The organism is Bacillus sp. PK5-006 (assembly GCF_054161415.1).
Genome location: NZ_CP096414.1, coordinates 577,308 through 601,688 on the forward strand (window position 1 = coordinate 577,308; position 24,381 = coordinate 601,688).

The 24,381-nt window shown below is 42.9% G+C and carries 27 protein-coding genes; 23 read left to right on the forward strand and 4 right to left on the reverse strand.

From position 1 onward, the window contains the following. Positions 1–24: 24 nt before the first annotated feature. From M1D84_RS02835 to nagA, 3 genes are read right to left on the reverse strand one after another with little or no spacing between them, the layout of a single operon-like run. Complete coding sequence (locus M1D84_RS02835; protein WP_024423575.1) at positions 25–750, reverse strand: GntR family transcriptional regulator; 726 nt, start codon at positions 748–750, stop codon at positions 25–27. An 18-nt stretch (positions 751–768) separates the two neighbouring features. Continuing rightward, a complete protein-coding gene (nagB, locus tag M1D84_RS02840; protein ID WP_332284972.1) occupies positions 769–1,494 on the reverse strand; it encodes a glucosamine-6-phosphate deaminase in 726 nt (241 codons plus the stop codon). Beyond that, positions 1,494–2,684, reverse strand: coding sequence for an N-acetylglucosamine-6-phosphate deacetylase (gene nagA / locus M1D84_RS02845; protein ID WP_024423573.1), 1,191 nt, complete (start codon positions 2,682–2,684; stop codon positions 1,494–1,496). The genes nagB and nagA overlap by 1 nt, the downstream gene beginning before the upstream one ends. A gap of 177 nt (positions 2,685–2,861) precedes the next feature. Here nagA and hprK point away from each other — a divergent pair, with 177 nt between their 5' ends. The 8 genes from hprK (at position 2,862) to M1D84_RS02885 (ending at position 8,667) form a co-directional block, all read left to right on the forward strand. Next, positions 2,862–3,794 carry an HPr(Ser) kinase/phosphatase gene (hprK, locus tag M1D84_RS02850; protein WP_024423572.1) on the forward strand — a complete coding sequence of 311 codons (933 nt, stop codon included), beginning with the start codon at positions 2,862–2,864 and terminating at the stop codon, positions 3,792–3,794. A gap of 11 nt (positions 3,795–3,805) precedes the next feature. Continuing rightward, complete coding sequence (gene lgt / locus M1D84_RS02855; RefSeq protein WP_024423571.1) at positions 3,806–4,630, forward strand: prolipoprotein diacylglyceryl transferase; 825 nt, start codon at positions 3,806–3,808, stop codon at positions 4,628–4,630. A gap of 20 nt (positions 4,631–4,650) precedes the next feature. After that, positions 4,651–5,595 carry a nucleoside recognition domain-containing protein gene (locus tag M1D84_RS02860; RefSeq protein WP_024423570.1) on the forward strand — a complete coding sequence of 315 codons (945 nt, stop codon included), beginning with the start codon at positions 4,651–4,653 and terminating at the stop codon, positions 5,593–5,595. Further along, positions 5,592–6,242, forward strand: coding sequence for a pyrophosphatase PpaX (gene ppaX / locus M1D84_RS02865; RefSeq protein ID WP_024423569.1), 651 nt, complete (start codon positions 5,592–5,594; stop codon positions 6,240–6,242). The genes M1D84_RS02860 and ppaX overlap by 4 nt, the downstream gene beginning before the upstream one ends. 1 nt (position 6,243) lies before the next feature. Continuing rightward, positions 6,244–6,762 carry an acyltransferase gene (locus tag M1D84_RS02870; protein WP_024423568.1) on the forward strand — a complete coding sequence of 173 codons (519 nt, stop codon included), beginning with the start codon at positions 6,244–6,246 and terminating at the stop codon, positions 6,760–6,762. Between the two features lie 69 nt (positions 6,763–6,831). Then, positions 6,832–7,260, forward strand: coding sequence for an Rrf2 family transcriptional regulator (locus tag M1D84_RS02875; RefSeq protein ID WP_024423567.1), 429 nt, complete (start codon positions 6,832–6,834; stop codon positions 7,258–7,260). 87 nt (positions 7,261–7,347) lie between these two features. Then, on the forward strand, positions 7,348–7,989 hold the full coding sequence (locus tag M1D84_RS02880; RefSeq protein WP_024423566.1) for an NAD(P)-dependent oxidoreductase: 642 nt from the start codon (positions 7,348–7,350) through the stop codon (positions 7,987–7,989). 45 nt (positions 7,990–8,034) lie between these two features. Continuing rightward, the gene (locus M1D84_RS02885; protein ID WP_332284969.1) at positions 8,035–8,667 is read left to right on the forward strand and encodes a DsbA family protein; all 633 of its coding nucleotides are present in this window, start codon (positions 8,035–8,037) and stop codon (positions 8,665–8,667) included. Between the two features lie 40 nt (positions 8,668–8,707). Here M1D84_RS02885 and M1D84_RS02890 read toward each other — a convergent pair whose 3' ends face one another. Further along, positions 8,708–9,496 (reverse strand): C39 family peptidase, encoded by a 789-nt coding sequence (locus M1D84_RS02890; RefSeq protein WP_103131658.1) that lies wholly within the window; start codon positions 9,494–9,496, stop codon positions 8,708–8,710. Between the two features lie 234 nt (positions 9,497–9,730). Here M1D84_RS02890 and M1D84_RS02895 point away from each other — a divergent pair, with 234 nt between their 5' ends. The 15 genes from M1D84_RS02895 (at position 9,731) to whiA (ending at position 24,364) form a co-directional block, all read left to right on the forward strand. Then, positions 9,731–10,906: an ATP phosphoribosyltransferase regulatory subunit gene (locus tag M1D84_RS02895; protein WP_375850422.1), complete on the forward strand. Its 1,176-nt coding sequence runs from the start codon at positions 9,731–9,733 to the stop codon at positions 10,904–10,906. After that, positions 10,899–11,543: an ATP phosphoribosyltransferase gene (gene hisG, locus M1D84_RS02900; protein WP_095409635.1), complete on the forward strand. Its 645-nt coding sequence runs from the start codon at positions 10,899–10,901 to the stop codon at positions 11,541–11,543. The genes M1D84_RS02895 and hisG overlap by 8 nt, the downstream gene beginning before the upstream one ends. Continuing rightward, positions 11,540–12,826, forward strand: coding sequence for a histidinol dehydrogenase (gene hisD, locus M1D84_RS02905; protein WP_198456579.1), 1,287 nt, complete (start codon positions 11,540–11,542; stop codon positions 12,824–12,826). The genes hisG and hisD overlap by 4 nt, the downstream gene beginning before the upstream one ends. Further along, the gene (gene hisB / locus M1D84_RS02910; RefSeq protein WP_088001131.1) at positions 12,826–13,410 is read left to right on the forward strand and encodes an imidazoleglycerol-phosphate dehydratase HisB; all 585 of its coding nucleotides are present in this window, start codon (positions 12,826–12,828) and stop codon (positions 13,408–13,410) included. Before hisD ends, hisB begins: the two co-directional genes overlap by 1 nt. Beyond that, positions 13,410–14,048, forward strand: coding sequence for an imidazole glycerol phosphate synthase subunit HisH (hisH, locus tag M1D84_RS02915; RefSeq protein ID WP_044334252.1), 639 nt, complete (start codon positions 13,410–13,412; stop codon positions 14,046–14,048). The genes hisB and hisH overlap by 1 nt, the downstream gene beginning before the upstream one ends. Further along, positions 14,045–14,782, forward strand: a complete 738-nt coding sequence (gene hisA, locus M1D84_RS02920) for a 1-(5-phosphoribosyl)-5-[(5-phosphoribosylamino)methylideneamino]imidazole-4-carboxamide isomerase (RefSeq protein ID WP_172880213.1) — start codon at positions 14,045–14,047, stop codon at positions 14,780–14,782. Before hisH ends, hisA begins: the two co-directional genes overlap by 4 nt. Then, positions 14,779–15,537 carry an imidazole glycerol phosphate synthase subunit HisF gene (gene hisF / locus M1D84_RS02925; protein WP_122631963.1) on the forward strand — a complete coding sequence of 253 codons (759 nt, stop codon included), beginning with the start codon at positions 14,779–14,781 and terminating at the stop codon, positions 15,535–15,537. The genes hisA and hisF overlap by 4 nt, the downstream gene beginning before the upstream one ends. Next, entirely contained in the window at positions 15,534–16,163 is a 630-nt protein-coding gene (hisIE, locus tag M1D84_RS02930; RefSeq protein ID WP_024423556.1) for a bifunctional phosphoribosyl-AMP cyclohydrolase/phosphoribosyl-ATP diphosphatase HisIE, read from the forward strand. The genes hisF and hisIE overlap by 4 nt, the downstream gene beginning before the upstream one ends. Before the next feature lie 131 nt (positions 16,164–16,294). Further along, positions 16,295–17,752, forward strand: coding sequence for a tetratricopeptide repeat protein (locus M1D84_RS02935; protein WP_122631962.1), 1,458 nt, complete (start codon positions 16,295–16,297; stop codon positions 17,750–17,752). Between the two features lie 364 nt (positions 17,753–18,116). Beyond that, positions 18,117–19,502, forward strand: coding sequence for a C40 family peptidase (locus M1D84_RS02940; RefSeq protein ID WP_122631961.1), 1,386 nt, complete (start codon positions 18,117–18,119; stop codon positions 19,500–19,502). Between the two features lie 234 nt (positions 19,503–19,736). Continuing rightward, entirely contained in the window at positions 19,737–20,687 is a 951-nt protein-coding gene (trxB, locus tag M1D84_RS02945) for a thioredoxin-disulfide reductase (RefSeq protein ID WP_024427675.1), read from the forward strand. A 357-nt stretch (positions 20,688–21,044) separates the two neighbouring features. After that, positions 21,045–21,509 carry an 8-oxo-dGTP diphosphatase gene (locus M1D84_RS02950; RefSeq protein WP_024423553.1) on the forward strand — a complete coding sequence of 155 codons (465 nt, stop codon included), beginning with the start codon at positions 21,045–21,047 and terminating at the stop codon, positions 21,507–21,509. A 39-nt stretch (positions 21,510–21,548) separates the two neighbouring features. Beyond that, positions 21,549–22,436 carry an RNase adapter RapZ gene (rapZ, locus tag M1D84_RS02955; protein ID WP_024423552.1) on the forward strand — a complete coding sequence of 296 codons (888 nt, stop codon included), beginning with the start codon at positions 21,549–21,551 and terminating at the stop codon, positions 22,434–22,436. Then, positions 22,437–23,396, forward strand: a complete 960-nt coding sequence (locus M1D84_RS02960) for a gluconeogenesis factor YvcK family protein (protein ID WP_024423551.1) — start codon at positions 22,437–22,439, stop codon at positions 23,394–23,396. 17 nt (positions 23,397–23,413) lie between these two features. Next, positions 23,414–24,364 (forward strand): DNA-binding protein WhiA, encoded by a 951-nt coding sequence (whiA, locus tag M1D84_RS02965; RefSeq protein ID WP_024423550.1) that lies wholly within the window; start codon positions 23,414–23,416, stop codon positions 24,362–24,364. Positions 24,365–24,381: the final 17 nt, after the last annotated feature.

Consider the following 24,381-nt stretch of genomic DNA (forward strand, 5'->3'; position numbering starts at 1 on the left):
AGTGCTCCGTGTCAGGGGCACTGTTTATCTTTCCATTGTATGAATGAGCTTATAACGATCCCCTCTATAAACGGAAACAACATACTCAAATGGAATGTCTTGTTGAAAAAAAGTCGTTCTTGTTATGGACAGCACAGGGTCTCCTGCTGAAATAGACAGCAAGTGTGCTTCTTCCTTTGAGGCAACATTGGCTTCAAGCTCCTGTTTGGCATGAGCAATGACATGTCCAGTGTGAGTTTCTATATATTCATATAAAGAGCCAGTTAAATGTTTCTTTGTTAAATCTCCGGCGAATCTTTCAGGTATATAGCTCGTTTCAATCGCCATCGGTTCATCATTTGCAAGGCGTATCCGTTTGAGCTCAAATACAGCATCACTATTAGACAGCTGTAAGACTGGCAGCAAGTGCTCTGGACATGTAATTTTTTTGAAGTCAATCAGCTGGCTTGATGCTTTGAGTCCACGCTGGCGCATATCCTCTGAAAAGCTTGTTAAGCCTTGAAGCGGCTGTTCAAATTTTTTCCGGCTAACAAAGGTGCCTTTTCCTTTTTGTCGATACAAATATCCTTCGTTCACAAGATTCGATAAGGCTTGTCTGACAGTCATTCGACTAATACCAAAGCGTTCGGCATATTCTCTTTCAGAAGGAATGAGTGTATCAGGTGCTAATGTTCCATCCTCAATCTGTTTTTTCAGGTTCTCCATAATCTGATGGTACATCGGAATAGGTGACTGCTTATCAATAAACATGTGAAAATCCTCTCGTTTTTAGCGTAGTGATCCAGCATCTCGATCAATCAAGACCGTTACATCTTCATGAAGTTTCAGTGCAGACGCTGGGAAGTCCGGATGAATCTCTGCCTGTTCTAAATATTGTATCACTTTCGCTTTTGATTTTCCCGAAGCAAGAAGGAGAATCTTTTTACTTGAAAGAATGCTCGCAATTCCCATTGTGATGGCATGTGTAGGTACCTCATCAATAGAAGAAAAGTATCTTGCGTTAGCCTGTCTCGTGTTTTCATCTAACTGCACAACATGAGTTTTTGAGTTGAAAGGGGTACCTGGTTCATTAAAACCGATATGCCCATTTTGACCGATTCCAAGGAGCTGAAGATCGATGCCGCCTACAGCCTCAATGAGCTGGTCATATCTTAAGCATTCCTTTTCTAAATGAGCTGCATTGCCATTTGGAAGAAAATACTGATCCTGAGGGAGATCAATATGGTCAAATAAATGACGTTTCATGTAGGTCATATAACTATTTTCGTGTTCTGGATTGAGTCCTGCATATTCATCTAAATTGATTGTTTTTGTTTGCTTGAAAGACAATTGACGCGCTTGATGAAGTTGAATTAACTCTTTGTAAGTTTCAATAGGTGTACCGCCTGTTGCTAGGCCGAGTACGGCATCGGGTTTAGCAGCTATTGTCCTTGCAATAATGGCAGCTGCTTCTTTTCCTAATTGCTCTTTGCTTTCAAATTCGATGATGTTCATTAGTGGTCGGCCTCCTTTTTTTCAAAGACGATTTGTCCACGGCAGATCGTCATCATCAGTTCACCAGATTCATCCCAAATCACCAGATCTGCTAGTTTTCCAACTTCGATGGAACCGAGCAGTTGATCAAGTCCCAGCTGAGCAGCCGCATTGGTTGAGGTCATCTTCGCAATCTCTGTCCAATCACAATTTGTGAGCTGTTTTATCCTTTTGACGCCGTCTTTCATTCGCAAAATCGATCCTGCAAGTGTACCATCGTTCAGCAATGCTTTTTCGCCGCTGACTGTGACCGTCTGACCGCCAAATTCATACGTTCCATTCCCAAGCCCTTTTGCACGCATCGAGTCTGTGATCATGATTAAACGATCACTTCCTTTTGCCAAATACGCAAGCTTGATGGAAAGAGGATGGGAGTGAATTCCATCTGTGATCAGCTCAGTATGAAGATTCTCGTTCGTAAGAGCAGCACCTACAGCGTTCGGTTCACGGTGCTGAAACGAACTTATTGCGTTATAAAGGTGCGTTACATGGCGTGCACCATGCTTAGCTGCTAAATTGATCATGTCATGATGGGCATTCGTATGTCCAATAGAAGGGATAATGTTCTTTTCCTGTAATAGAGAAAGAAATGCAAAATCTGTGTCTTCCTCAGGTGCAAACGTGACAATTCGAATGAGCTGATCAGAAGCATCCAGCCATTTTTTAAAAAGCGGAATATCAGGCTGTTTAATCCATTGAACAGGCTGTGCCCCTGCCTTATCTTTAGAAATAAATGGACCTTCGAGGTGGATTCCTATACATTGTGCCTGATTTCCTGCTTGTGCTTCATTACTTTGTTTCCACTGAGCGACATTTTTAAGTGCATGCTCAATCTCATGATGGTTTTGTGTGATGGTTGTCGCTAAAAAACTTGTCGTTCCTTCTGACGGAAGGTTGTCAGCGAGCGTATTCATTGCTTCTGCTGTCGCATCCATCATGTCTGCACCATATCCGCCATGGATGTGAATATCAATCATTCCAGGGAGTAAATAAAAGTTTTCCCGGGAAATATATACTTTTTCATAATTTCCTGTCGGTGGTGATGTTGAAATATAGTCAATCTTGCCATCGCGTAAACCGACAAAACCGTTTTCAATGACCTTTGTCTTTGTCACAATATGAATGTTGGAGAGCAATAAAGAACCGCTCATGTTTAAGCCCCCTTATTCGTTATCTTTCATTTAAGTTTACTCTTTTTAAGTATAGTTGTCTATACCAGTTAGGGCGGTGAAACAGGAACAGGATAAAATACTGTTTTGGGTTCATCATTGAAAGTGATAAAATAGAGCTGTATTTCTGAATCGCCTGTGATAAAAGGAGGAAGAAGCGTGCCGAAAGTTCGTACGAAGGACATAATGGAACAATTTCATCTTGAACTGGTAAGTGGGGAAGAAGGGATTAATCGTCCCATTACAATCAGTGATCTTTCCAGACCAGGTATTGAAATGGCTGGTTATTTTACATATTACCCAAAAGAAAGAGTTCAACTTTTAGGGAAAACAGAGCTTTCTTTTTTTGAACAGCTCCCAGAACGCGAACGAAAGCAGAGAATGATGTCTCTTTGTACAGATATTACCCCTGCCATTATTTTGTCACGAGATCGTGATGTCCCGAAGGAATTAATCGAAGCATCAAATGAAAATGGCGTGCCCGTTTTACGATCTAGCCTAAAAACGACAAGACTTTCGAGTCGATTGACCAACTTTTTAGAAAGTAAACTTGCACCAACGACTGCTATTCATGGTGTGCTCGTAGATGTATATGGTGTAGGTGTATTATTAATTGGGAAAAGCGGAGTAGGGAAAAGTGAAACAGCATTAGAATTAGTGAAGAGGGGACATCGGCTGGTTGCAGACGATTGCGTGGAAATCCGTCAAGAGGATCAGGATACGTTAGTCGGAAGTGCACCTGAGCTGATTGAACATCTTTTAGAAATCCGCGGGTTAGGCATTATTAATGTGATGACCTTATTTGGAGCAGGCGCTGTCAGAAGCTATAAGAGAATTACGATTGTAATGAACCTTGAGCTTTGGGAACAAGGCAAACAGTATGATCGTTTAGGACTTGAAGAAGAGAAAATGCGCATCATCGATACAGATGTGCCGAAGCTGACGATCCCTGTGCGGCCAGGTCGAAACTTAGCGGTCATCATTGAGGTGGCTGCGATGAACTTCAGGCTGAAACGTATGGGACATAATGCAGCGGAACAATTTACAAGTAAACTTGCTGATGTCATTGAAGACAATGGCCAGGATGAATAGGAGTTGACTATATGAACGAAGCAATTCAGCCAATTGATCCGATTGCTTTTCACCTCGGACCTATTTCGGTTCATTGGTATGGTGTGATTATTGGGATCGGGGCCTTGCTTGGACTTTGGCTCGCCTTGAGAGAATGTGAAAAAAGAGGAATCAATAAAGATCTGTTTATTGACTTAATCTTATTTGCCATTCCAATAGCGATTATTTGTGCCCGAATTTATTATGTATCCTTCGAATGGGATTACTATCAGCAGCACCCAAACGAAATCATTAAGATTTGGAATGGTGGAATTGCGATTCACGGCGGGCTGATCGGTGCCGTGCTGACAGCCATCATTTTTACAAAAGTGAGAAAGGTATCCTTTTGGAAAATAGCTGACGTCGCAGCACCTAGTATTTTACTAGGGCAGGCAATTGGACGCTGGGGGAACTTTATTAACCAAGAAGCGCATGGTGAGGCGGTTTCAAGAACCTTTTTAGAAAATTTGCATCTGCCTGAGTTTATCATTAATCAAATGTATATTGATGGTACCTATTATCACCCGACGTTCTTATACGAATCATTATGGAATCTTGTTGGTGTTGTCATCTTGATTTTATTACGCAGAACTTCGCTGCGCAGAGGCGAAATTTTCTTGTCTTATTTAATTTGGTATTCAATCGGCCGTTTCTTCATTGAAGGGATGAGAACAGACAGCTTAATGCTGACAGAGCATCTTCGAGTCGCACAGATGATTTCGATTGCGATATTCGCAGTGGCTGTTCTACTGATTTTCTTTAGAAGAATGAAAGGATACGCATCGATTCCGTATAAAGAGAACAACTCATCGAATTAAGCAGGGGGGATCAGAAGAAGATGGGAGAGACATGGAAAAACGGCTTGAAAGCAGGGCTGTCGACAACTTGGACACTTGGTAAAGTCATCTTTCCAGTGACCATTCTCGTCAGTATCTTGCAGCATACGCCTGTCATGGATTGGATCATCCGATTCATTCAGCCATTTATGGGGCTGTTTGGTCTTTCGGGGGAAGCGGCTATTCCGCTTGTATTAGGAAATATGCTGAATTTATATGCGGGGATTGCTGCCATTTTGACATTAGAGCTTCCTGTGAAGGAAGTGTTTATTTTGGCAGTGATGCTGTCCTTTTGCCATAACTTGATCATCGAATCAACAGTGGCAGCAAAGGTTGGACTGAGAGTATCTGTGATTTTGCTGGTTAGAATCAGTCTTGCTGTTATTTCTGCGATTGTCATTCATCTCGTTTGGCAGGGAGGCGAGGAGCCGGCACAATATGGACTGCTTAGTGCAGCTCAGGCGGCTGATGTGCCTTCCAGCTGGTACATGATCGTCCTTCTTGCTTTACAAAAAGCAGTACTCGGTGTGCTGCAGCTTGCCTGTATCGTTATCCCGCTCATGATCATCATTCAATTCATGAGAGATTTAGGGTGGCTCCATACACTGTCTAAGTGGCTGTCACCTTTTACTAGAATGCTTGGAATGAAAGAAAATACGTCTATGACGATGGTGGCTGGATTAACGATTGGTCTCGCTTATGGAGCCGGTGTGATGATGAAGGCAGTGGAAGAGGACGGTGTGAGTAAAAAGGACTTAACCCTTGCCTTTATTTTCCTTGTTGCCTGCCATGCGGTGGTCGAAGATACGCTGGTTTTTATTCCACTTGGTATTCCAGTATGGCCGCTTCTTGTGATCCGCCTGATTTCTGCAATTTTATTGACAGCTGCCATTAGCTATATTTGGCGGAAGCGGGAACATGCAGCTGTTAGAAAGGAAGCCATATGAACGAATCAACGATCAACACAGTGCTATTTGATTTAGATGGCACATTAATCAATACAAATGAATTAATTATTGCTTCATTTCAGCATACGCTGGATCACTATTACCCTGGTCAGTACAGCCGTGAGGATATTCTTCATTTCATTGGTCCGTCCTTGTTTGATACATTTTCTGCGATGGACCCTGATTTGACAGATGACATGATTCAGATGTACCGCACGTTTAATCATAAGCAGCATGATCTGCTTGTGACTGAATATGAGACCGTTATCGACACATTGAAAGTCCTGCAGGATCGAGGATTTAAGCTCGGTATTGTCACAACGAAGATACGGGATACGGTTTTAATGGGATTGAAGCTGACCGGTTTAGAGCCGTTCTTTGAGGTCATTGTGACGCTCGATGATGTACAAAATGAGAAGCCGCATCCGGAGCCTGTTCAGCTGGCATTATCAAAGCTTGGCAGTGATCCGCATGAAGCGGTGATGGTCGGTGATAATTATCACGACATTTTGTCTGGTCAAGCGGCAGGGACAAAGACGGCAGGTGTTGCTTGGTCGATTAAGGGAGAAGAGGCCCTTTTAAAGCATCGCCCTGATTTCATGCTGAAGAAAATGAGTGATCTCCTGGCGATTGTTGGAGCTGATTAAGTTGAGAAAAACAGATCGTTATCCTGTAAAAGGGGTCAATTCGCTCCGGCAAGTCTATCGGACAGTTCCCTTTTTCAAAGTGGTGAAAAATTTCATTTTTATTCAAATGGCAAGGTACACGCCTTTTATGGGAATGAAAAATTGGATTTACCGAACCTTTCTTCGTATGAAGGTCGGCGAGGATACGGCGTTCGCCTTAATGGTGATGGTTGATCTGATGTTTCCTGAGAAAATCACTGTCGGTCGAAATAGTGTGATCGGCTATAACACAACCATCTTGTCCCATGAATATTTGATTAAAGAGTACAGACTTGGGGAAGTCTATATTGGTGATGAAGTCTTAATTGGAGCTAATTCAACTATTTTACCTGGTGTGACCATTGGGGATGGAGCGATCGTATCGGCTGGTACACTTGTTCATAAGGATGTGCCAGCAGGCTCATTTGTTGGAGGAAATCCAATGCGCATGATTTATACGAAAGAAGAAATGGAAGCACGTCAATCTACGTCTGCTGAGTAGCTCGGCAGACTTTTTTGTTGACAATGTGACATGGTGTAACTATAATGATTACAACAGAGGTGAGAAAACATGAAAATCAGCAGCAGATTTACTGTCGCTGTCCATATTCTGGCCTTGCTATCACTTGAAAAAGGATCATTACAGACTTCGGAGGATATCGCGGGAAGTGTGAATACAAACCCAGTGGTCATCCGCCGCATTATGAGTAAATTAAAAAAAGCAGGTCTAATCTCAACGAGTCTTGGCAAAGGTGGTTCTCAGCTGAACCGCAGTGAAGACGACATCACACTGCTCGATGTGTATAAAGCGGTTGAAGTCGTAGATGAGGGAGAATTGTTTCAAATTCATGAAAGCCCAAATCCTGACTGTCCGATCGGTGCAAATATTCAAGCGGTGCTAGAATTAATTTTATGCCGCGCTCAAAGTGCGATGGAGCAAGTGCTTGCTGAGATCAAATTAAGTGAACTAACGCATGTGCTAATCAAAAAAATTGGATGATCTATTCAATTTTTTTTACCTCTGTTGTAACCGTATTAGTTACACCTATCTTTATCAACATAAAATCATATTGCAGGAGGAGTTAACATGAAAATTGGAATTATTGGTGCAACAGGTAAAGCAGGACAAGAAATTGTGAAAGAGGCCCAATCAAGAGGACATGAAGTAACGGCAATCGTCCGTGATGCACAAAAGGTGACAGATTCATCTCTAGCTGTTCTTGAGAAGGATGTGTTTCACTTGCAAGCAGAAGACATCAAAGGCTTTGATGTGATTGTAAATGCATTTGGCGCACCTGCTGGAAAAGAGCATCTTCACGTAGAAGCTGGGAAAAAGCTGATCGATATTTTAAAAGAGGCTCCTGAGACTCGTTTGATCGTTGTGGGCGGAGCAGGAAGTCTATTTGTAGATGAGGCGAAAACAACAAGACTAGTGGACACACCAGAGTTTCCTAAAGAATTTGTTGCTACGGCTTCACAGCAAGGAGAAAACCTAAAAGATCTTCAACAGACAGAGGGATTAAAATGGACCTTCCTCAGCCCAGCTGCATTCTTTAATCCAGCTGGCAAACGTACAGGTTCTTATGTGAAAGGGAAAGACCATCTGATTGTCAATTCTAAAGGTGACAGCTATGTGAGCTATGCTGACTACGCCATTGCGCTGGTTGATGAGGTGGAGCAGGCAGCCCATGTTGGAGAACGTTTTACCGTTGTATCTGAAGCTGAATAAGCAGTTTCATGGCCGCCTAAAAATGGTAAATAGGGAGTCTAACGTATGAATGAGCAAGAATTGTCTTTCATCTATGTATGGGATGCGTATTGTGGCTGGTGTTATGGATTTTCAAACAGTATGCGTTCTTTGCATGAAAATCATCCGGAGATATCACTAACACTTGTGTCGGGCGGTTTATTTGTAGGGGAAAGAAGTCTTCCAATAAAGGATTATCCACACATTCCAGAAGCAAATCAGCGTATTAGTCAGCTGACTGGTGTCGAGTTTGGAGAACGTTATCAGGAGCTGTTAGCAAATGGAACGTTTCTTTTAGACTCTGAGGCTGCGGCCATTGGTTTTTCTGCATTAAGATCCATCGAACCTGAGCACGCATTGTACTTGGCTTCATCAATGCAAAAGGCTTTTTATCAAGACGGAAAAAGCCTGAGTGATGAACAAACGTATCGGGAGATCGCTTTGGCGCATCATCTTGATCCTGACGCAGTCATAGAACGCATGAAAACAAAAGAAGCGATGAATGATGCGTATGCCGACTTTGCGAAGGTTCATCAACTTCATGTGAACGGCTATCCTACACTTTTATTAAAAAGAGGGGATGAATCCTTCAGCCTGGGCGGAGGTGCGATGACAGCTGAAAAGCTTGAAGACCGCCTGAAGGAATTACTAGGAAAATGAAGCAATAAAAACAACCTCTACGTGAATAGAGGTTGTTTTTTTACGCTTTAATGATAATCGCCTGACTGCCCATCTGTTCCCAAGAATCTTCAAATTGATCACGGTCGACTTTTTGATTCTTTTCTCCATAGGGGTTATTCAAGTAGACATGCTCCTTGTCATAGCCTGTGATGACTACGCTATGCACATTAAAGCTTACATCTATTTTGCCATTTGGTGTATTCCAAGTTTCGATGTTATCGGTTTTGTCGAAGGTGGATGTCGTAATCACCCAGACAGGATAGCCCTTTTCAAGTGACTGATAGATGGCTTTTTTTACAGGCTTTCCGGTTAAATCGACAACTTGATCGCCCGCGTATTTTTTCGCAAGCTGATAAATCGGTTCATGGTAAACCCCAAGACCCGGTCCATTCTCCATATCGCCTACAAACCCGTCATGAGGGTTTCCTTTTAAACCATTTTCATAATTGAGCGGAACGCGTTTGATTTCATTTGCCAATGTGTTTTTCGTTACTTGCTCATAGCCGCTGTAATGAAGCAGCATCGCTAAGCTCGTGACTTCACATCCGTTATAAAGCCTTGGCGCATCCATTTGATTGTAGAGGATGACGTCCATGGCTTTTTTGCTTCCTTTTAATGAATGATGTGTGGTTTCTGCTTTTTTCGTTGAACGAGTTTCTTCAGCCGCAAGTGCTGTATCGTTTTCTTTTGCTGCTTTTTGCGGCGAAGCTGTTTTCTTGACTTGATCGATTTGTGAAACGTATATAAAGCCGAAATAAACAAGACATGCGCACAACAAAGTTAAGATGAATGTCTGGATGAACTTCACTGTTAATCTCCTGTGTTATTCAATATTTTTAAGTATTATAGCATGTTCCTTCATCGAACATACAGAAAAGGCACAGGTGTCACTTGAATGTAATAATTCCAGAATATGTTGATGAAAATAGGTAGAAATAAAAATGATTGATTTAATCACTTTATTTTGTTAGCATATTATCATATTAGCGAACTAAAGGATTCGGAATTTTTTGTTTTAATGTGTTGGAGGTGCGGAAGAAACATGTTTATGTTTGAGAAACCATATGGTATGCGGGATTCATTACCTGGATTGTATGAGACGAAAAAAAAAGTGAGGCATTCCTTAACAGAGGTCATGACTGGTTGGGGTTTCCGTTTGATGGAGACACCAACGCTTGAATTTTACGATACAGTCGGTGTTCAATCGGCGATTACTGATACACAGCTTTTTAAGCTTCTTGATCAAAACGGGCAAACTCTAGTGCTGAGACCTGATATGACAGGTCCGATTGCAAGAGTGGCGGCTTCCAAGCTTCATGAACAGGCGTATCCGCTTCGTGTTGGGTATGCAGCCAATGTGTTCCGTGCCCAGGAAAGAGAAGGTGGAAGGCCGTCAGAGTTTGAGCAGGTCGGAATTGAATTGATTGGTGATGGCTCGATTAGCGCAGATGCTGAAGTCATCGCGCTTGCCGTATTTGCATTAAAAAATGCCGGGCTAAGGTTCTTCAAAATCGCGATCGGGCATGTCGCTTTAGCAGAGACGTTATTTGTCGATGTACTCGGAAATACAGAGCGTGCAAACGTCCTTCGCCGCTTCTTATATGAAAAGAATTATGTGGGATACCGTCAGCATGTGAAACAATTACCGCTTTCCTCCATCGATAAAACGAGGCTGTTACAGCTTTTAGAGTTAAGAGGCGGCCAAGAGGTTATAGAGCGGGCAGAGGAAATCGTCGTTTCACAAGAAGGAAAAGAGGTGCTCGCACAGTTAAAGTCGCTTTGGGAGACACTTGAAGATTACGGTTGTACAGAATATATCCGTTTAGATTTAAGCATGGTGAGTCATATGAGCTATTATACGGGTATTTTGTTTGAAGTATTTGCAGATCATGTTGGGTCGGTCATCGGAAGCGGCGGGAGATATGATCAATTGCTTGCTCACTTTGATGCACCTGCACCAGCTACAGGGTTCGGACTTCGACTAGACCGTCTTCTTGAAGCGCTCGATGCAAAAGAAATCATTGAGCCGCAGGAGGCTGTGATTTTTAGTAAAGAACAAAGACTGGAAGCCTTTGCTTTTGCAGAAAAGGAGCGGTCAAAAGGGAAAAAGATCGTCCTGCAAGACTTAGCGGGGATTGAAAATATTGACGCGATGACCAAGGCATTTCAACAGGTGACTTATTTTATCGGCGCTAGAAAGGAAGAGCGGAATGGGTAAAGTGTTGACGATGGCGATGCCAAAGGGCCGGATATTTGAAGAAGCAGCAGGGCTGTTAAGACAGGCGGGGTACCAGCTGCCAGAGGAATTCGAGGATTCAAGAAAATTAATCATTGATGTACCAGAAGAAAACCTCCGCTTTATTTTAGCCAAGCCAATGGATGTGACCACCTACGTAGAGCACGGCGTGGCGGATGTTGGCATTGCAGGGAAGGACGTCATGCTCGAAGAAGCTCGTGATGTGTACGAAGTGCTCGATTTAAACATCAGTAAATGTCATTTAGCTGTTGCTGGCTTGCCAGGAGCGAGCTGGGGTGGTGTCGCACCGCGTGTGGCAACAAAGTACCCCAATGTCGCATCATCCTATTTTAGAGAGCAAGGGGAGCAGGTGGAGATCATTAAGCTGAATGGTTCCATAGAATTAGCACCGCTTATTGGGCTTGCCGATCGCATTGTAGACATTGTCTCTACAGGTCAAACATTAAAAGAAAATGGACTTGTGGAAACGGAGCATATTTGTGATATCACGTCACGCTTTATTGTTAATCCTGTGAGCTATAGGATGAAGGATACGGTGATCGATGAAATGGCGCAGCGTCTTGCAAAAATCATTGGAGAAGGGGAGGAATCATCATGAACATCACCTATCTACAAGAAGGTGAGACAGATACTCTCTCACTCAAACGGTCCTTAGATACAGGAACAGAGGAGCAGCGTCAGGCTATTCAGCGCATTATACAAGAAGTAAGAACAAATGGTGATGATGCTGTACGGTCTTTTACAAAGCAATTTGACGGGGTGTTGATTGAAGATTCACTTGTCACAGAGGATGAAATGGCAAAAGCCTGCGACCGCTTGGACAAAGAGATGGTTCAAATTATTCAAACGGCTATCAAGCATATTCGCACATACCACGAGCGCCAGCTGACGTCCTCTTGGTTTTATCACCAAAAGGACGGCTCAATGCTTGGACAAAAGGTAACACCGCTTGATGCAGTAGGTGTGTATGTCCCCGGTGGAACAGCTGCCTATCCATCATCTGTATTAATGAATGTGATCCCTGCGCTAGTCGCTGGCGTTGAACGAATTGTACTTGTGACACCCCCTGGGAAAGATGGCCGTCTCTCTGACGCAGTCTTGGCAGCGGCGAAGGAGCTTGGTATTTCAGAAATGTATAAAATGGGCGGAGCACAGGCGGTTGCTGCACTTGCCTATGGGACGGAAAGCATCAAGCCTGTTGATAAAATCACAGGTCCAGGCAACATTTATGTCGCGCTGGCAAAGCGGGAAGTATTTGGTCAGGTAGATATTGATATGATTGCAGGTCCAAGTGAAATTGCAGTTCTAGCAGACGAAACAGCAGTCGCGCATGAGGTAGCGGCGGATTTACTTTCACAGGCAGAGCATGATGCGCTGGCATCTAGTATTTTGGTAACACCGTCTAAGACACTTGCTGAAAGTGTGCAGGCTGAAGTTCGAAAGCAGCTGGATACTTTGCCGAGAAAATCAATCGCAGCACAATCTATACAAGATCATGGCCGTATTTACGTGACAGAATCAATCGATCGTGCAGTAGACGTCATCAATCAATTAGCACCAGAGCACTTAGAGGTGCTGACAGCATACCCAGAATCACTTCTTGGTCAAATCAAGCATGCTGGCGCAATTTTCTTGGGACGCTATAGTCCAGAGCCGGTGGGCGATTATTTTGCAGGGCCGAATCACGTGCTGCCAACAAACGGAACAGCTCGATTCTCCAGCCCGCTTGGTGTGACTGATTTTCAAAAGAAAACGAGCATTATTTCATATAGTCAAGAAGCCTTTGAAACACACCGGGAAAGCATTGCGGCATTTGCCAGATTAGAAGGGCTTGAAGCACATGCAAGGTCAATTGAAGCGAGAAAGCGGGAGGAATCGTAATGAGACAGGCGGAAACAGCGAGAAAAACAAATGAAACGAACATTTCATTAGCGCTAGAAATTGATGGAGAAGGAAAAGCGGATATTCAAACAGATGTCCCTTTCATGACGCACATGCTTGATTTATTTACGAAGCATGGACACTTTAATTTGACCGTCGATGCGAAAGGAGATACGGATGTTGATGATCACCACACAACAGAAGATATCGGCATTGTACTTGGGCAAATGTTTAAGGAAGCGTTAGGCGATAAAAAAGGGATTAAGCGGTATGGCTCCAGCTTTGTTCCGATGGATGAAACACTTGCCCAGGTCGTGGTCGACTTAAGCAACCGTCCTCATTTGGAAATGAGAGCGGCTTTTCCGAGTCAAAAGGTTGGTACCTTTGATACAGAGCTAGTACATGAGTTTCTGTGGAAATTTGCACTTGAAGCCCGGATCAACCTTCATGTCATTGTTCACTACGGAACCAATACACACCATATGATTGAAGCCATTTTTAAAGCGATGGCACGTGCCTTAGATGAAGCAACAACCATTGATCCACGTGTGAAAGGAATTCCTTCAACAAAGGGGATGCTCTAATGATCGGAGTTATTGATTACGGAATGGGAAATTTGTTCAGCGTATCAAAAGCACTGGAACGAGCAGGTGCCCGCTATATCGTCTCCTCTGATGTGGAGGAGCTGAAAAAAGCAGATGCTTATATATTGCCCGGAGTAGGTTCGTTTCGTGATGCAATGCAGCTGTTAAAAGAGACTGGACTTGAGGCGTTTATTCACCAAGTTGTGCAGGAAGGAAAGCTGTTATTCGGCATTTGCCTTGGCATGCAGCTGTTATTTGAAGAAAGCGAAGAGGCAGGCCTCACAAAAGGATTGGGGCTGTTAAAAGGGCGTGTCGTTCTTTTAAAGGGTCATGATCAGGACGGGCAAAGATTGAAGGTACCTCATATGGGGTGGAATGAGCTCACATTTCATCAGCCCTCCCCATTGTTTGACGGTGTACCAGAAGGATTTGCGTACTTTGTTCACTCGTATTATGTGAGCGATATGAATCCAGATGAGCAATTAGCAAGCGCGGACTATGGTGTTCAAGTACCAGCTGTTGTTGGCAAGGGAAATGTGCTTGGAGCACAGTTTCACCCTGAAAAAAGCAGTACAACGGGAATGGCGCTGCTCAAACAATTTATTCAATTAGCAAACGAACAGAGGGTGAGCAAATGAGTGAGTTTACATTATATCCGGCGATTGATATGAGAAATGGCAAATGTGTACGTCTTGTGCAAGGAGATTATGATCAAGAAACCATTTATGGAGATTCACCGCTCGACATGGCTGCGCAATTTGCGAAGGATGGAGCAGCATGGATTCATCTTGTGGATTTAGATGGTGCAAAAGCAGGGAAACGTGTCAATCATGAGCATGTGCTGGCGATTGCTTCTTCCTTAGATGTGAAGGTACAAATCGGCGGTGGTATTCGGACGGAAGAAGACGTTGCCTTTTATTTAAAGAGCGGCGTAGATAGAGTGATTCTCGGCAGCTCAGCTGTTTCGAACCCAGCCTTTGTGAAAAAAATGCTGGCGCAATATGGAGAGAAAATCGCAATTGGGATTGATGCGCGAAATGGCTTTGTATCGACTGAAGGATGGCTTGAAACATCTAAAGTAAAGGCAGAGGAACTCGGCAAGGAATTGGCAAAGGAAGGCGCTGAGGTCTTTATTTTCACCGATATTCAAATGGATGGCATGCTGTCTGGTCCCAATGTAGAAAGCACGGTTCGCTTAGCGAAAGCAACCGGCAAACAAGTGATTGCTTCAGGTGGTGTCAGCGCAGTAGCTGATCTTCAAAAGCTGTCAGCGCAAAAACAGTCTGGTGTGTCTGGTGCGATCGTTGGAAAGGCACTTTACACAAAGCAGTTTACTTTAGCAGAAGCATTTGAAGGGCTTGACCGCATATGATGACAAAACGAATTATCCCATGTCTTGATGTGAAGGAAGGGCGTGTTGTCAAAGGGGTGCAATTCCTTGGCTTAAAAGATGCTGGTGATCCGGTTGAATTGGCGCAGATCTATGATGAGGAAGGGGCGGATGAACTCGTCTTTCTTGATATTTCTGCTTCTCATGAAGGCCGGAAAACGATGGTGGATGTGGTCAAACAAGTCGCGTCTACGCTTGCGATACCATTTACGGTGGGAGGCGGGGTTAACCACCTTGATGACATGAAGCGTATATTAAGAGCGGGTGCAGACAAAGTATCTGTTAACACAGCAGCTGTGTTAAGACCGGAACTGATTTCAGAAGGTGCTGACTTTTTTGGCTCACAGTGTATCGTTGTCGCAATTGATGCAAAATACGATGAAGAGAAAAAAGCATACATGGTCTATACACACGGAGGACGCCGTCAAACTGATTTAGAGGTCAGCGACTGGGCGAAGGAAGCTGTGCAGAGAGGGGCAGGAGAGATTTTGCTGACAAGTATGGATGCTGATGGTGAAAAGACAGGCTTTGATCATCGATTGACAAAGCTTGTATCAGAGGCGGTCAATGTGCCAGTGATCGCTTCTGGCGGCGCTGGCAATGCTCAGCATATGCTCGAGGCCTTTACAAAAGGAGAAGCTGATGCAGCATTAGCAGCCTCCATTTTCCATTATAAAGAAACCTCCATTCATGAGGTGAAGACATATTTGAGAGAACACGGGGTGAAGGTCAGATGAAACAGGCAAATGAATTAACCTTTAATGAAGCAGGCCTGATTCCTGCGATTGTACAGGATGCTCAAAGTAAGGAAGTATTGACGCTTGCATATATGAATCAAGAATCCTATGAAAAAACGCTGGAGACAGGTGAAACATGGTTTTATAGCCGGTCGAGAAACGAGCTTTGGCATAAAGGCGCCACCTCTGGACATACCCAGCAAGTGATTTCTATTCGATATGACTGTGACAAGGACGCTCTGCTTGTCCTTGTCGCGCCAAGCGGCCCAGCCTGCCATACTGGCAGCTATAGCTGTTTTTCGGAAGAAGGCGTAAAACGCCTGAGCGAAGAGCAGGAACGTTTTGCGATATTAAATGAACTTGAACAGGTCATTGCAAAGCGTCAGGCGGAAATGCCAGAAGGGGCTTATACAACCTATCTATTTGAAAAAGGGGTCGATAAAATCCTGAAAAAGGTAGGGGAAGAGGCGTCCGAGGTGATCATTGCAGCGAAAAATCGGGATCAAGAAGAATTGAAATGGGAAACTGCTGACCTTCTCTATCATCTTCTTGTATTATTACGTGAACAGCAATTGCCGCTTGATGATGTATTAAAGGTATTAAAAAAACGTCATCAAGGTGAATGAAAAGCCGGGGGATATCCCAGGCTTTTTATTTTTAAATGAAAAACAAATCCTTCCTTTCCTTTTGTTCTATGTGACGACTGGTGAAGTATGTTATACTACACACGGTACACTGTTCGAAATGGAGGGTATCGGTGAGTAAATACACTTCTCAAAATAATCACACACAAGTCGTCCAGCTATTTCAAGATGGGCATTACTTTTTTCATAAAGGTCTTAAAGCATATAGAGAAAGAAATCTGTCTAGGGCAAGTAAGCTGATACAGCGGGCCATTGTACTTGAGCCTGAAAATGTAGAAATGCTGTCACAGCTTGCCATTATTTATACTGAAATGGGTCATTACCAGCAATCAAACGAACTGCTTGATTTTATTCTTGAACACATCGATGAAAACATGTCTGAGTGCCACTATTTTAAAGCCAATAATTATGCGAATCTCGGACTGTTTCAAGAGGCATATAAATCAGCTACTGCTTATGCCGCGCTGGAAGAGAACGGGGAATTTGCGGATGAAAATGACGACCTTCTTGACCTGCTCGATATGAGCGACGAAGAGGACGAAGATTTTCCTTATGATCAGGATGACCTGATTGTGAAGCAGGATCAAGCAAACCATTTGCTAGAAAGCGGCAGACTCGATGAAGCCATTGAGATGCTGGAACAGATGATTGTTGAGTATCCAGAATTTTGGTCGGCGTATAATAATCTCGCTTTGGCCTATTTTTATTCTGGCCGAATCCATCAGGCGAAAGAAATGTTGAACCGGGTCCTTCATGAAAATCCCGGTAATCTGCATGCCCTTTGCAACCAGCTAGTCTTCTACCATTATGAAAAAGAAGAAGAAAAGGTCAATGTGTTAGCAAAGCAATTAACGCACGTGTATCCAATACTAAGTGAACAGCGTTATAAGCTTGGTGCAACATTTGCCCTTGTGGGAGAATTTGAATGGGCCTTTAAATGGCTTTATTCTTTGTACAAAACAGGTTTTCAAGGAGATAGTACATTTTTATACTGGCTTGCAAGCGCAGCCTATCATACAGGCCACAAGACGCTCGCCCAAACGGTTTGGGATAAGATGGTCGAAGAGGATATCGATGCAGATGAAATCAAGCCGTGGCAGGATAAACCTGAGGTGACTGAGCCAATGGTCTCGATTGAGGAACGGCTGACTGCGTACTACGTCAGTAAACAAAAAGGGGAACGTGACGTTCTGCAGTCTGTCCTTGATGCACGCGCAGCGAAAACGGCCTTTGAACAGCAATTCATAGAACTGCTTTTATATGAAGATGAAATGAAAGAAAAGTCTTTTTCAGAAGATGCAATTTTTGCAAAACAGGCGGCATCCAGTCTGGAGGAAGCGGTTCAGCCTGACAGCCATATGCCTTATTTTTGGTTATTCCATATTATTCAGCAGGCACGTGCTTCTGGTATTGATAAGAAAAATGCACCTGCCTGGGCAGCAGCATCTTATTATCTATGGATGAATGAACAAGAAGCAGCTGTCAGCAAAAAAGATGTTGCGTCCGCTTTTCAGATCAGTGTTCAAACACTGTCTAAATACGAACGAGAGATCTGTACGTTAATCGATTAAATAGGTAAATAGATTCAGAACATCCCAGCATGGCCGAAAAGGTCATGCTTTTTTCTTGGATAAAAAGGTGGGATTTGCAAGGAATTGGCGAAGTATGACAATCACGACATGTTTTTGAAACATAAATGTAATAAAAATATTAGCTCATTTTGTCGATGTCTCATGTATAATGAAACTCGTGGATTAAAACAAAGATAGATATTTAAATATTTTACTATACATAATGAAACACCTAGTGATAGAAACAATCTGGTCAACATCTGACTGAACAATCAGGAAAAAAGACATAGAGAGCACAGATTGATCGCAGAGAATTTGCTGCTTTCTAATGTCGCTTGGGAAATTGTCAAAGGAGGAACTATTCGTGAAAAAGTTTATTACTTTTGGTTTAGCTTCGGTGATCGGAGCGAGCGGTTTATTTATTCCATTTACGCATGAAGCAAACGCACAGAACTTTGAACAAAAGAAACAAGAACTAGACAGCAAGCAATCTGAGGTAAACAAGAATCTTCAAAAGAAAAAAGAAGAGCTTTCAAAGCTTGAAGCAAAACAAGAGGCACTTGCCCAAAAGCTTAAAGATATTGATGAGAAAGCTTTAAAAACAAGTGATCAAATCGAAGAAAAACAAAAAGAAAATGAAAAAACAAAAAAAGAAATCAAAGCACTGAAAAAAGAAATTGCTGATACAGAAAAACGTATTGAAGAAAGAAACGAGTTCTTGAAAAAGCGTGTACGTGCCCTTCAAGAGAGCGGCGGTTCTACGAAATACATAGATGTATTACTAGGAGCAAAAAGCTTTAGCGATTTCATCAGCCGTGCAGGTGCAGTATCGACACTGATCAACGCAGACAGTGAAATCATTAAAGAGCAGGAAAAAGACAAAGCAGAACTTCAAAAGTCTGAAAACGAATTAAACACAAAGCTTGAAAATGTGCAAAACACACTTGCAAAGCTTGAAACGCTTCAATCAGACTTGAATAAACAGCTTGATGAAAAAGACAAGCTATTCAAGCAAGTGAAAAAGCAAAAAGGAAGTGCTTTTTCTGAAATCAGCGAGTTAAACAGTGAGGCTAACAGCATTGCATCTGAAAAAGACGCAACAATCGCTGCACAAAAACAAGCTGAAAAAGAAGCAAGGGAAGCAGCTCAAAAAGCAAAAGAAGAAAAAGCGCAAAGACAACAGCAGCAGCGTCAAGCTAGTGTCCAAGCGGAAGACAACAGCTCAAACGATAGCAGCCCGTCTTCAAGTAACAGTGGATCATCTTCTAATGACAACAATAACAGCAACAGCAGTGCACCAAGCAAGAAGCCATCTTCTGGCGGTGGATCACCTGTCAGCAGTAACGTAGGCGGAATTGAAGGTGCGATCAGCACAGGTTCTACGATTGTTGGACAATCTCCATATAAATGGGGCGGCGGCAGATCACAAGCCGATATTGACGCACGTCGTTTTGACTGTTCTTCATTCGTTCGCTGGGCATTTGCATCAGCAGGCATCAACCTTGGACCAGTTGGCGGTACAACAACAGATACGCTTGTAGGTAAAGGAAGAGCTGTAAGTGCATCTGACATGAAACGCGGAGACCTTGTGTTCTTTGATACGTATAAAGTAAATGGACACGTTGGTATTTACTTAGGAAACGGTTCATTCTTGAACGATAACAGCTCTCGCGGTGTTTCAGTTGACTCAATGAACAACGTATACTGGAAAAAAGCTTTCAATGGCGTTGTAAGAAGAGTCGTTGAATAAATCATTACTTTTTATATAACCGTAAACAGGCTTCCTTAAACAGCAGTTTAAGGAAGCTTTTTCTTTTTTTGAAGATATGAGCAAATGATTCGCTTATTCCCCGCAGATTTAATAGGATATGGGTAAGGAATAAAAGCTAAGAGTGGAAATGATGCTATCTGTCATGAATGGAAGCATCACCCAAGGGCATTCTAATAAGAAATGCGAGCAGCAATTGAAGAGGGAGTGACAGTTGTGTCAGAAGAAAAAATCTACGATACGATCATCATTGGAGCGGGTCCTGCCGGAATGACAGCCGCTGTTTATACATCACGGGGAAATCTTTCAACATTAATGATTGAAAGAGGAATTCCAGGCGGACAAATGGCAAATACGGAAGATGTCGAGAACTATCCTGGCTTTGAAAGTATTTTAGGGCCGGAACTTTCAAATAAAATGTTTGAGCATGCGAAGAAATTCGGTGCAGAGTATGCATATGGCGATATTAAAGAAATCGTGAACGGTGAAGAATATAAAATCGTCAAAGCCGGCTCAAAAGAATACAAAGGACGCTCTGTCATTATCGCGGCAGGGGCTGAATATAAAAAAATCGGTGCACCAGGTGAAAAAGAACTTGGCGGCCGCGGCGTATCATATTGTGCAGTATGTGACGGGGCTTTCTTTAAAAACAAAGAGCTTGTCGTCATCGGCGGCGGTGATTCTGCGGTAGAAGAGGGTGTGTATCTCACACGCTTCGCTTCTAAAGTAACGATTATCCATAGACGCGATAAACTTCGTGCACAAAGCATTTTACAAGCACGCGCCTTTGATAATGAAAAAATTGACTTCAAGTGGAACAAAACCGTTAAACAGATCAATGAAGAAAACGGGAAAGTCGGCAGTGTGACATTGGTTGATACGGTGACTGGTGAAGAAGAAGACTTTAAAACAGACGGCGCCTTTATCTATATCGGCATGCTGCCACTGTCTAAACCATTTGAAAATCTCGGCATTACAAATAAAGAAGGCTACATCGAGACAAACGAAAGAATGGAAACAAGAGTGGAAGGTATTTTCGCCGCTGGTGACATTCGAGAAAAAACACTTCGTCAAATTGTGACAGCAACAGGTGACGGAAGTATTGCAGCACAAAGCGCACAGCATTATGTAGAAGAGCTTGCTGAAAAACTCAAAGCAACGAAATAAAAGGCTGTCGTAAATCCTTAATATAGCGTCATGGGCTTTTAACTGGAATGTAACACGGGTGAAATAATTTTCCGTTATGATAAAGCTAGTAATTGACCCCCTTTTATAAGGAATACATGTTTGGCACGGATGTGAATCCGTGTCCTTTTTTTTGCCTAAAATCAGAAATTCACGAGATGTTCACAAATGACGCATGGAGAACCATTAGATGCTGTAAAATAAAGAGTAGAGAAATGGCCCGTTACACTATTCAAACGAAAACCTGTCTGTTTTCGGGGAAGAACGGGCATGTTCATTGTGGGAGTCAGGTTGAACCTGTATAATAAGTTAAAGACATAAAAGAGTAGGTGACAGCTGATGCAACGAGTAACGAATTGTGTGCTGCATCACGAAGATCAAGTTCTCTTGCTGCAAAAGCCAAGACGGGGCTGGTGGGTAGCGCCGGGCGGCAAGATGGAAAGCGGAGAATCGGTCAAGGATTCAGTCGTTCGAGAATATAGAGAAGAAACAGGTATTTATATTTTAAATCCGCAGCTAAAAGGTGTTTTTACCTTTATCATAAAAGAAGGCGATCAAATCGTTCAAGAGTGGATGATGTTCACCTTTATGGCAGATTCATTTACTGGAAAAAACGTAACAGAGTCAGAGGAAGGCATTTTAAAATGGCATGACGTAAAGGATGTGCCTCATTTGCCGATGGCCCCAGGAGATTCCCATATTCTTGATTTCATGCTTAAAGGAAAAGGACTTCTGCACGGCACTTTTACGTATACACCCGATTTTGAGCTGATTGCTTATCGGTTAGATCCTCAGGGAGAATAATACATGAACCGTTTTCATAAAGAAGGAGAGGAAGCAGGCATGAATACACACAAACAAGAAGATATTCAGCTTGTGATTATTACAGGAATGTCAGGTGCGGGGAAAACCGTCGCCATTCAAAGCTTTGAAGATTTAGGCTACTTTTGTGTTGATAACCTGCCGCCATCACTTTTACCGAAGTTCTTAGAGCTCATGAAGGAATCGAATTCCAAGATGAGCAAGGTCGCTCTTGTGATGGATTTGCGCGGACGCGAATTTTTTGACAGTTTAATTGCCGCGTTAGATGAAATGAGTGATCTTGACTGGATCACGCCAAGGATTCTATTTTTAGATGCAAATGATAAGGTACTTGTCTCAAGATACAAAGAAACGAGACGTTCGCATCCCCTTGCGACAACAGGTTTGCCGCTTGAAGGAATTGCAATGGAGCGCGAGCTGTTAGAGGAGTTAAAAGGCCGGTCTCAAATGATTTTTGATACATCGGATTTAAAACCAAAACAGCTGCGAGAAAAAATTGTCACGCACTTTGCCACGAATCAGGGGCAGGTGTTTACAGTAAACGTGATGTCCTTTGGCTTTAAATACGGTCTGCCGATTGATGCTGATCTTGTCTTTGACGTGAGATTCCTGCCGAATCCTTACTATATTGAGAGCATGCGTCCACAGACTGGAAACGATGAAGAAGTGCGCTCCTATGTGATGAAATGGACTGAAACACAAAAATTCACAGAGAAATTAATCGATCTCCTCAGCTTTATGCTTCCGTCCTATAAACGAGAAGGAAAAAGCCAGCTTGTGATTGCCATCGGCTGTACAGGCGGACAGCATCGATCTGTGACACTGGCCAACTATTTATCGGAGTATTTTAAAAACGATTACTATACACATGTCACTCACCGGGACATTGAAAAGAGAAGCAGAAAATAGATGACGACATTACCAAAGGTGGTCATTCTTGGCGGCGGCACTGGCTTATCTGTTTTGCTCAGAGGGCTTAAAACGAAGCCGGTGGACATTACCGCTATAGTAACGGTTGCTGACGACGGAGGCAGCTCAGGCAGACTGCGGCATGATTTGAATATTCCCCCTCCAGGTGATATTCGAAATGTCCTTGCGGCTCTCTCTGATGTTGAACCGCTTGTAGAAGATTTATTTCAGCACCGTTTTAACAAAGGGAATGACTTAACAGGCCACTCACTTGGCAACCTCATTCTTGCGGCCATGACAAATATAACCGGTGATTTTTTTCATGCCGTCACTGAAATGAGCAAGGTTTTAAATGTGAGAGGAAAAGTATTGCCAGCAGCAAATTCAAGTGTTGTTCTTCATGCGGAATTAGAAAATGGGCAAATGGTGACAGGAGAATCGAAAATTCCTACCTATGGTGAGCGAATTAAACGAGTGTTCCTCACACCCGATACGATTGAACCGCTGCCAGAATCCATTCAAGTCATTCGTGAGGCGGATTTAATCGTGATTGGGCCTGGCAGCCTGTATACGAGTATTTTGCCAAACTTGCTTGTCCCGCATATTGGAGAAGAAGTGATTCGCTCTAAGGCGAAAAAAGTGTATATATGCAATGTCATGACGCAGCCGGGGGAAACGCTTTCCTACAGTGCAGCTGATCATGTTCAGGCATTAAATGATCATATGGATCGTCCATTTATCGATACGATTTTTGTGAACAATAAAGAAATTCCAGAAGAAATCAAAGCAAAATATGCAGAAGAACAGGCACAGCCTGTCCAATTCGACACAGATGCACTGAAAGCAATGGGACTAGAAGTGATTCCAGGAGAAATCATTACATATGACCAGCATGTCATTCGTCATGACACGCTGAAAGTAGCCTCGCTGCTTGTCGATCTGCTGCAACAGAAAAAATAGGAATGGGGGTGGCAAGGATGTCATTTGCATCCGAAACAAAAAAAGAGCTGACTAATCTGGACGTGAAGGACTGCTGCACAAAAGCAGAGCTTTCTGCCCTCATCCGTATGAACGGTTCATTATCTTTCTCTAATCGAAAATTGATTTTAGATATACAGACAGAGAACGCAGCCATTGCAAGACGGATTTATACGCTGCTCAAAAAGAAATACGATGTGACAGTCGAACTGCTCGTCCGTAAAAAAATGAGATTGAAAAAGAATAACGTGTATATTGTCAGACTGGTAGAACGAGCGAAAACCATTTTAGAGGATTTAAAAATATTAGGTGAGCAATTTGTATTTGAGCGCAATATTTCAGAAGAACTTGTGAAGAAAAGATGCTGCAAGCGCTCCTATATGAGAGGTGCTTTTTTAGCAGGCGGTTCTGTGAATAACCCAGAAACGTCCTCCTATCACCTTGAAATTTTTTCACTATATAAAGAACATAATGATGCCCTTTGTGAGCTGATGAATCAATTTCATCTCAATAGTAAAACACTTGAGCGCAAAAAAGGGTACATTACGTACATGAAGGAAGCAGAAAAAATCACGGAATTCTTAAGCGTTGTGGGTGCTCATAACTCACTGCTCCGCTTTGAAGATGTGCGGATCGTCCGAGATATGAGGAACTCCGTCAACCGGCTCGTCAATTGTGAAACAGCAAACTTGAATAAAACGATTGGTGCATCACTGCGTCAGGTCGAGAACATTCAATTCATTGATGAAAAAATTGGGCTTGATGCCCTGCCGGAAAAGCTTCGTGAAATTGCCAAACTGCGAGTCGACTATCAAGAGGTCACGCTGAAGGAACTTGGAGAAATGGTGGAAAGCGGCAAGATCAGCAAGTCAGGGATTAACCACCGTTTAAGAAAGCTAGATCAAATCGCAGAACAATTACGAAACGGACAAGCTGTTACACTCAAATAGGAGAATGAAAAAGGGAG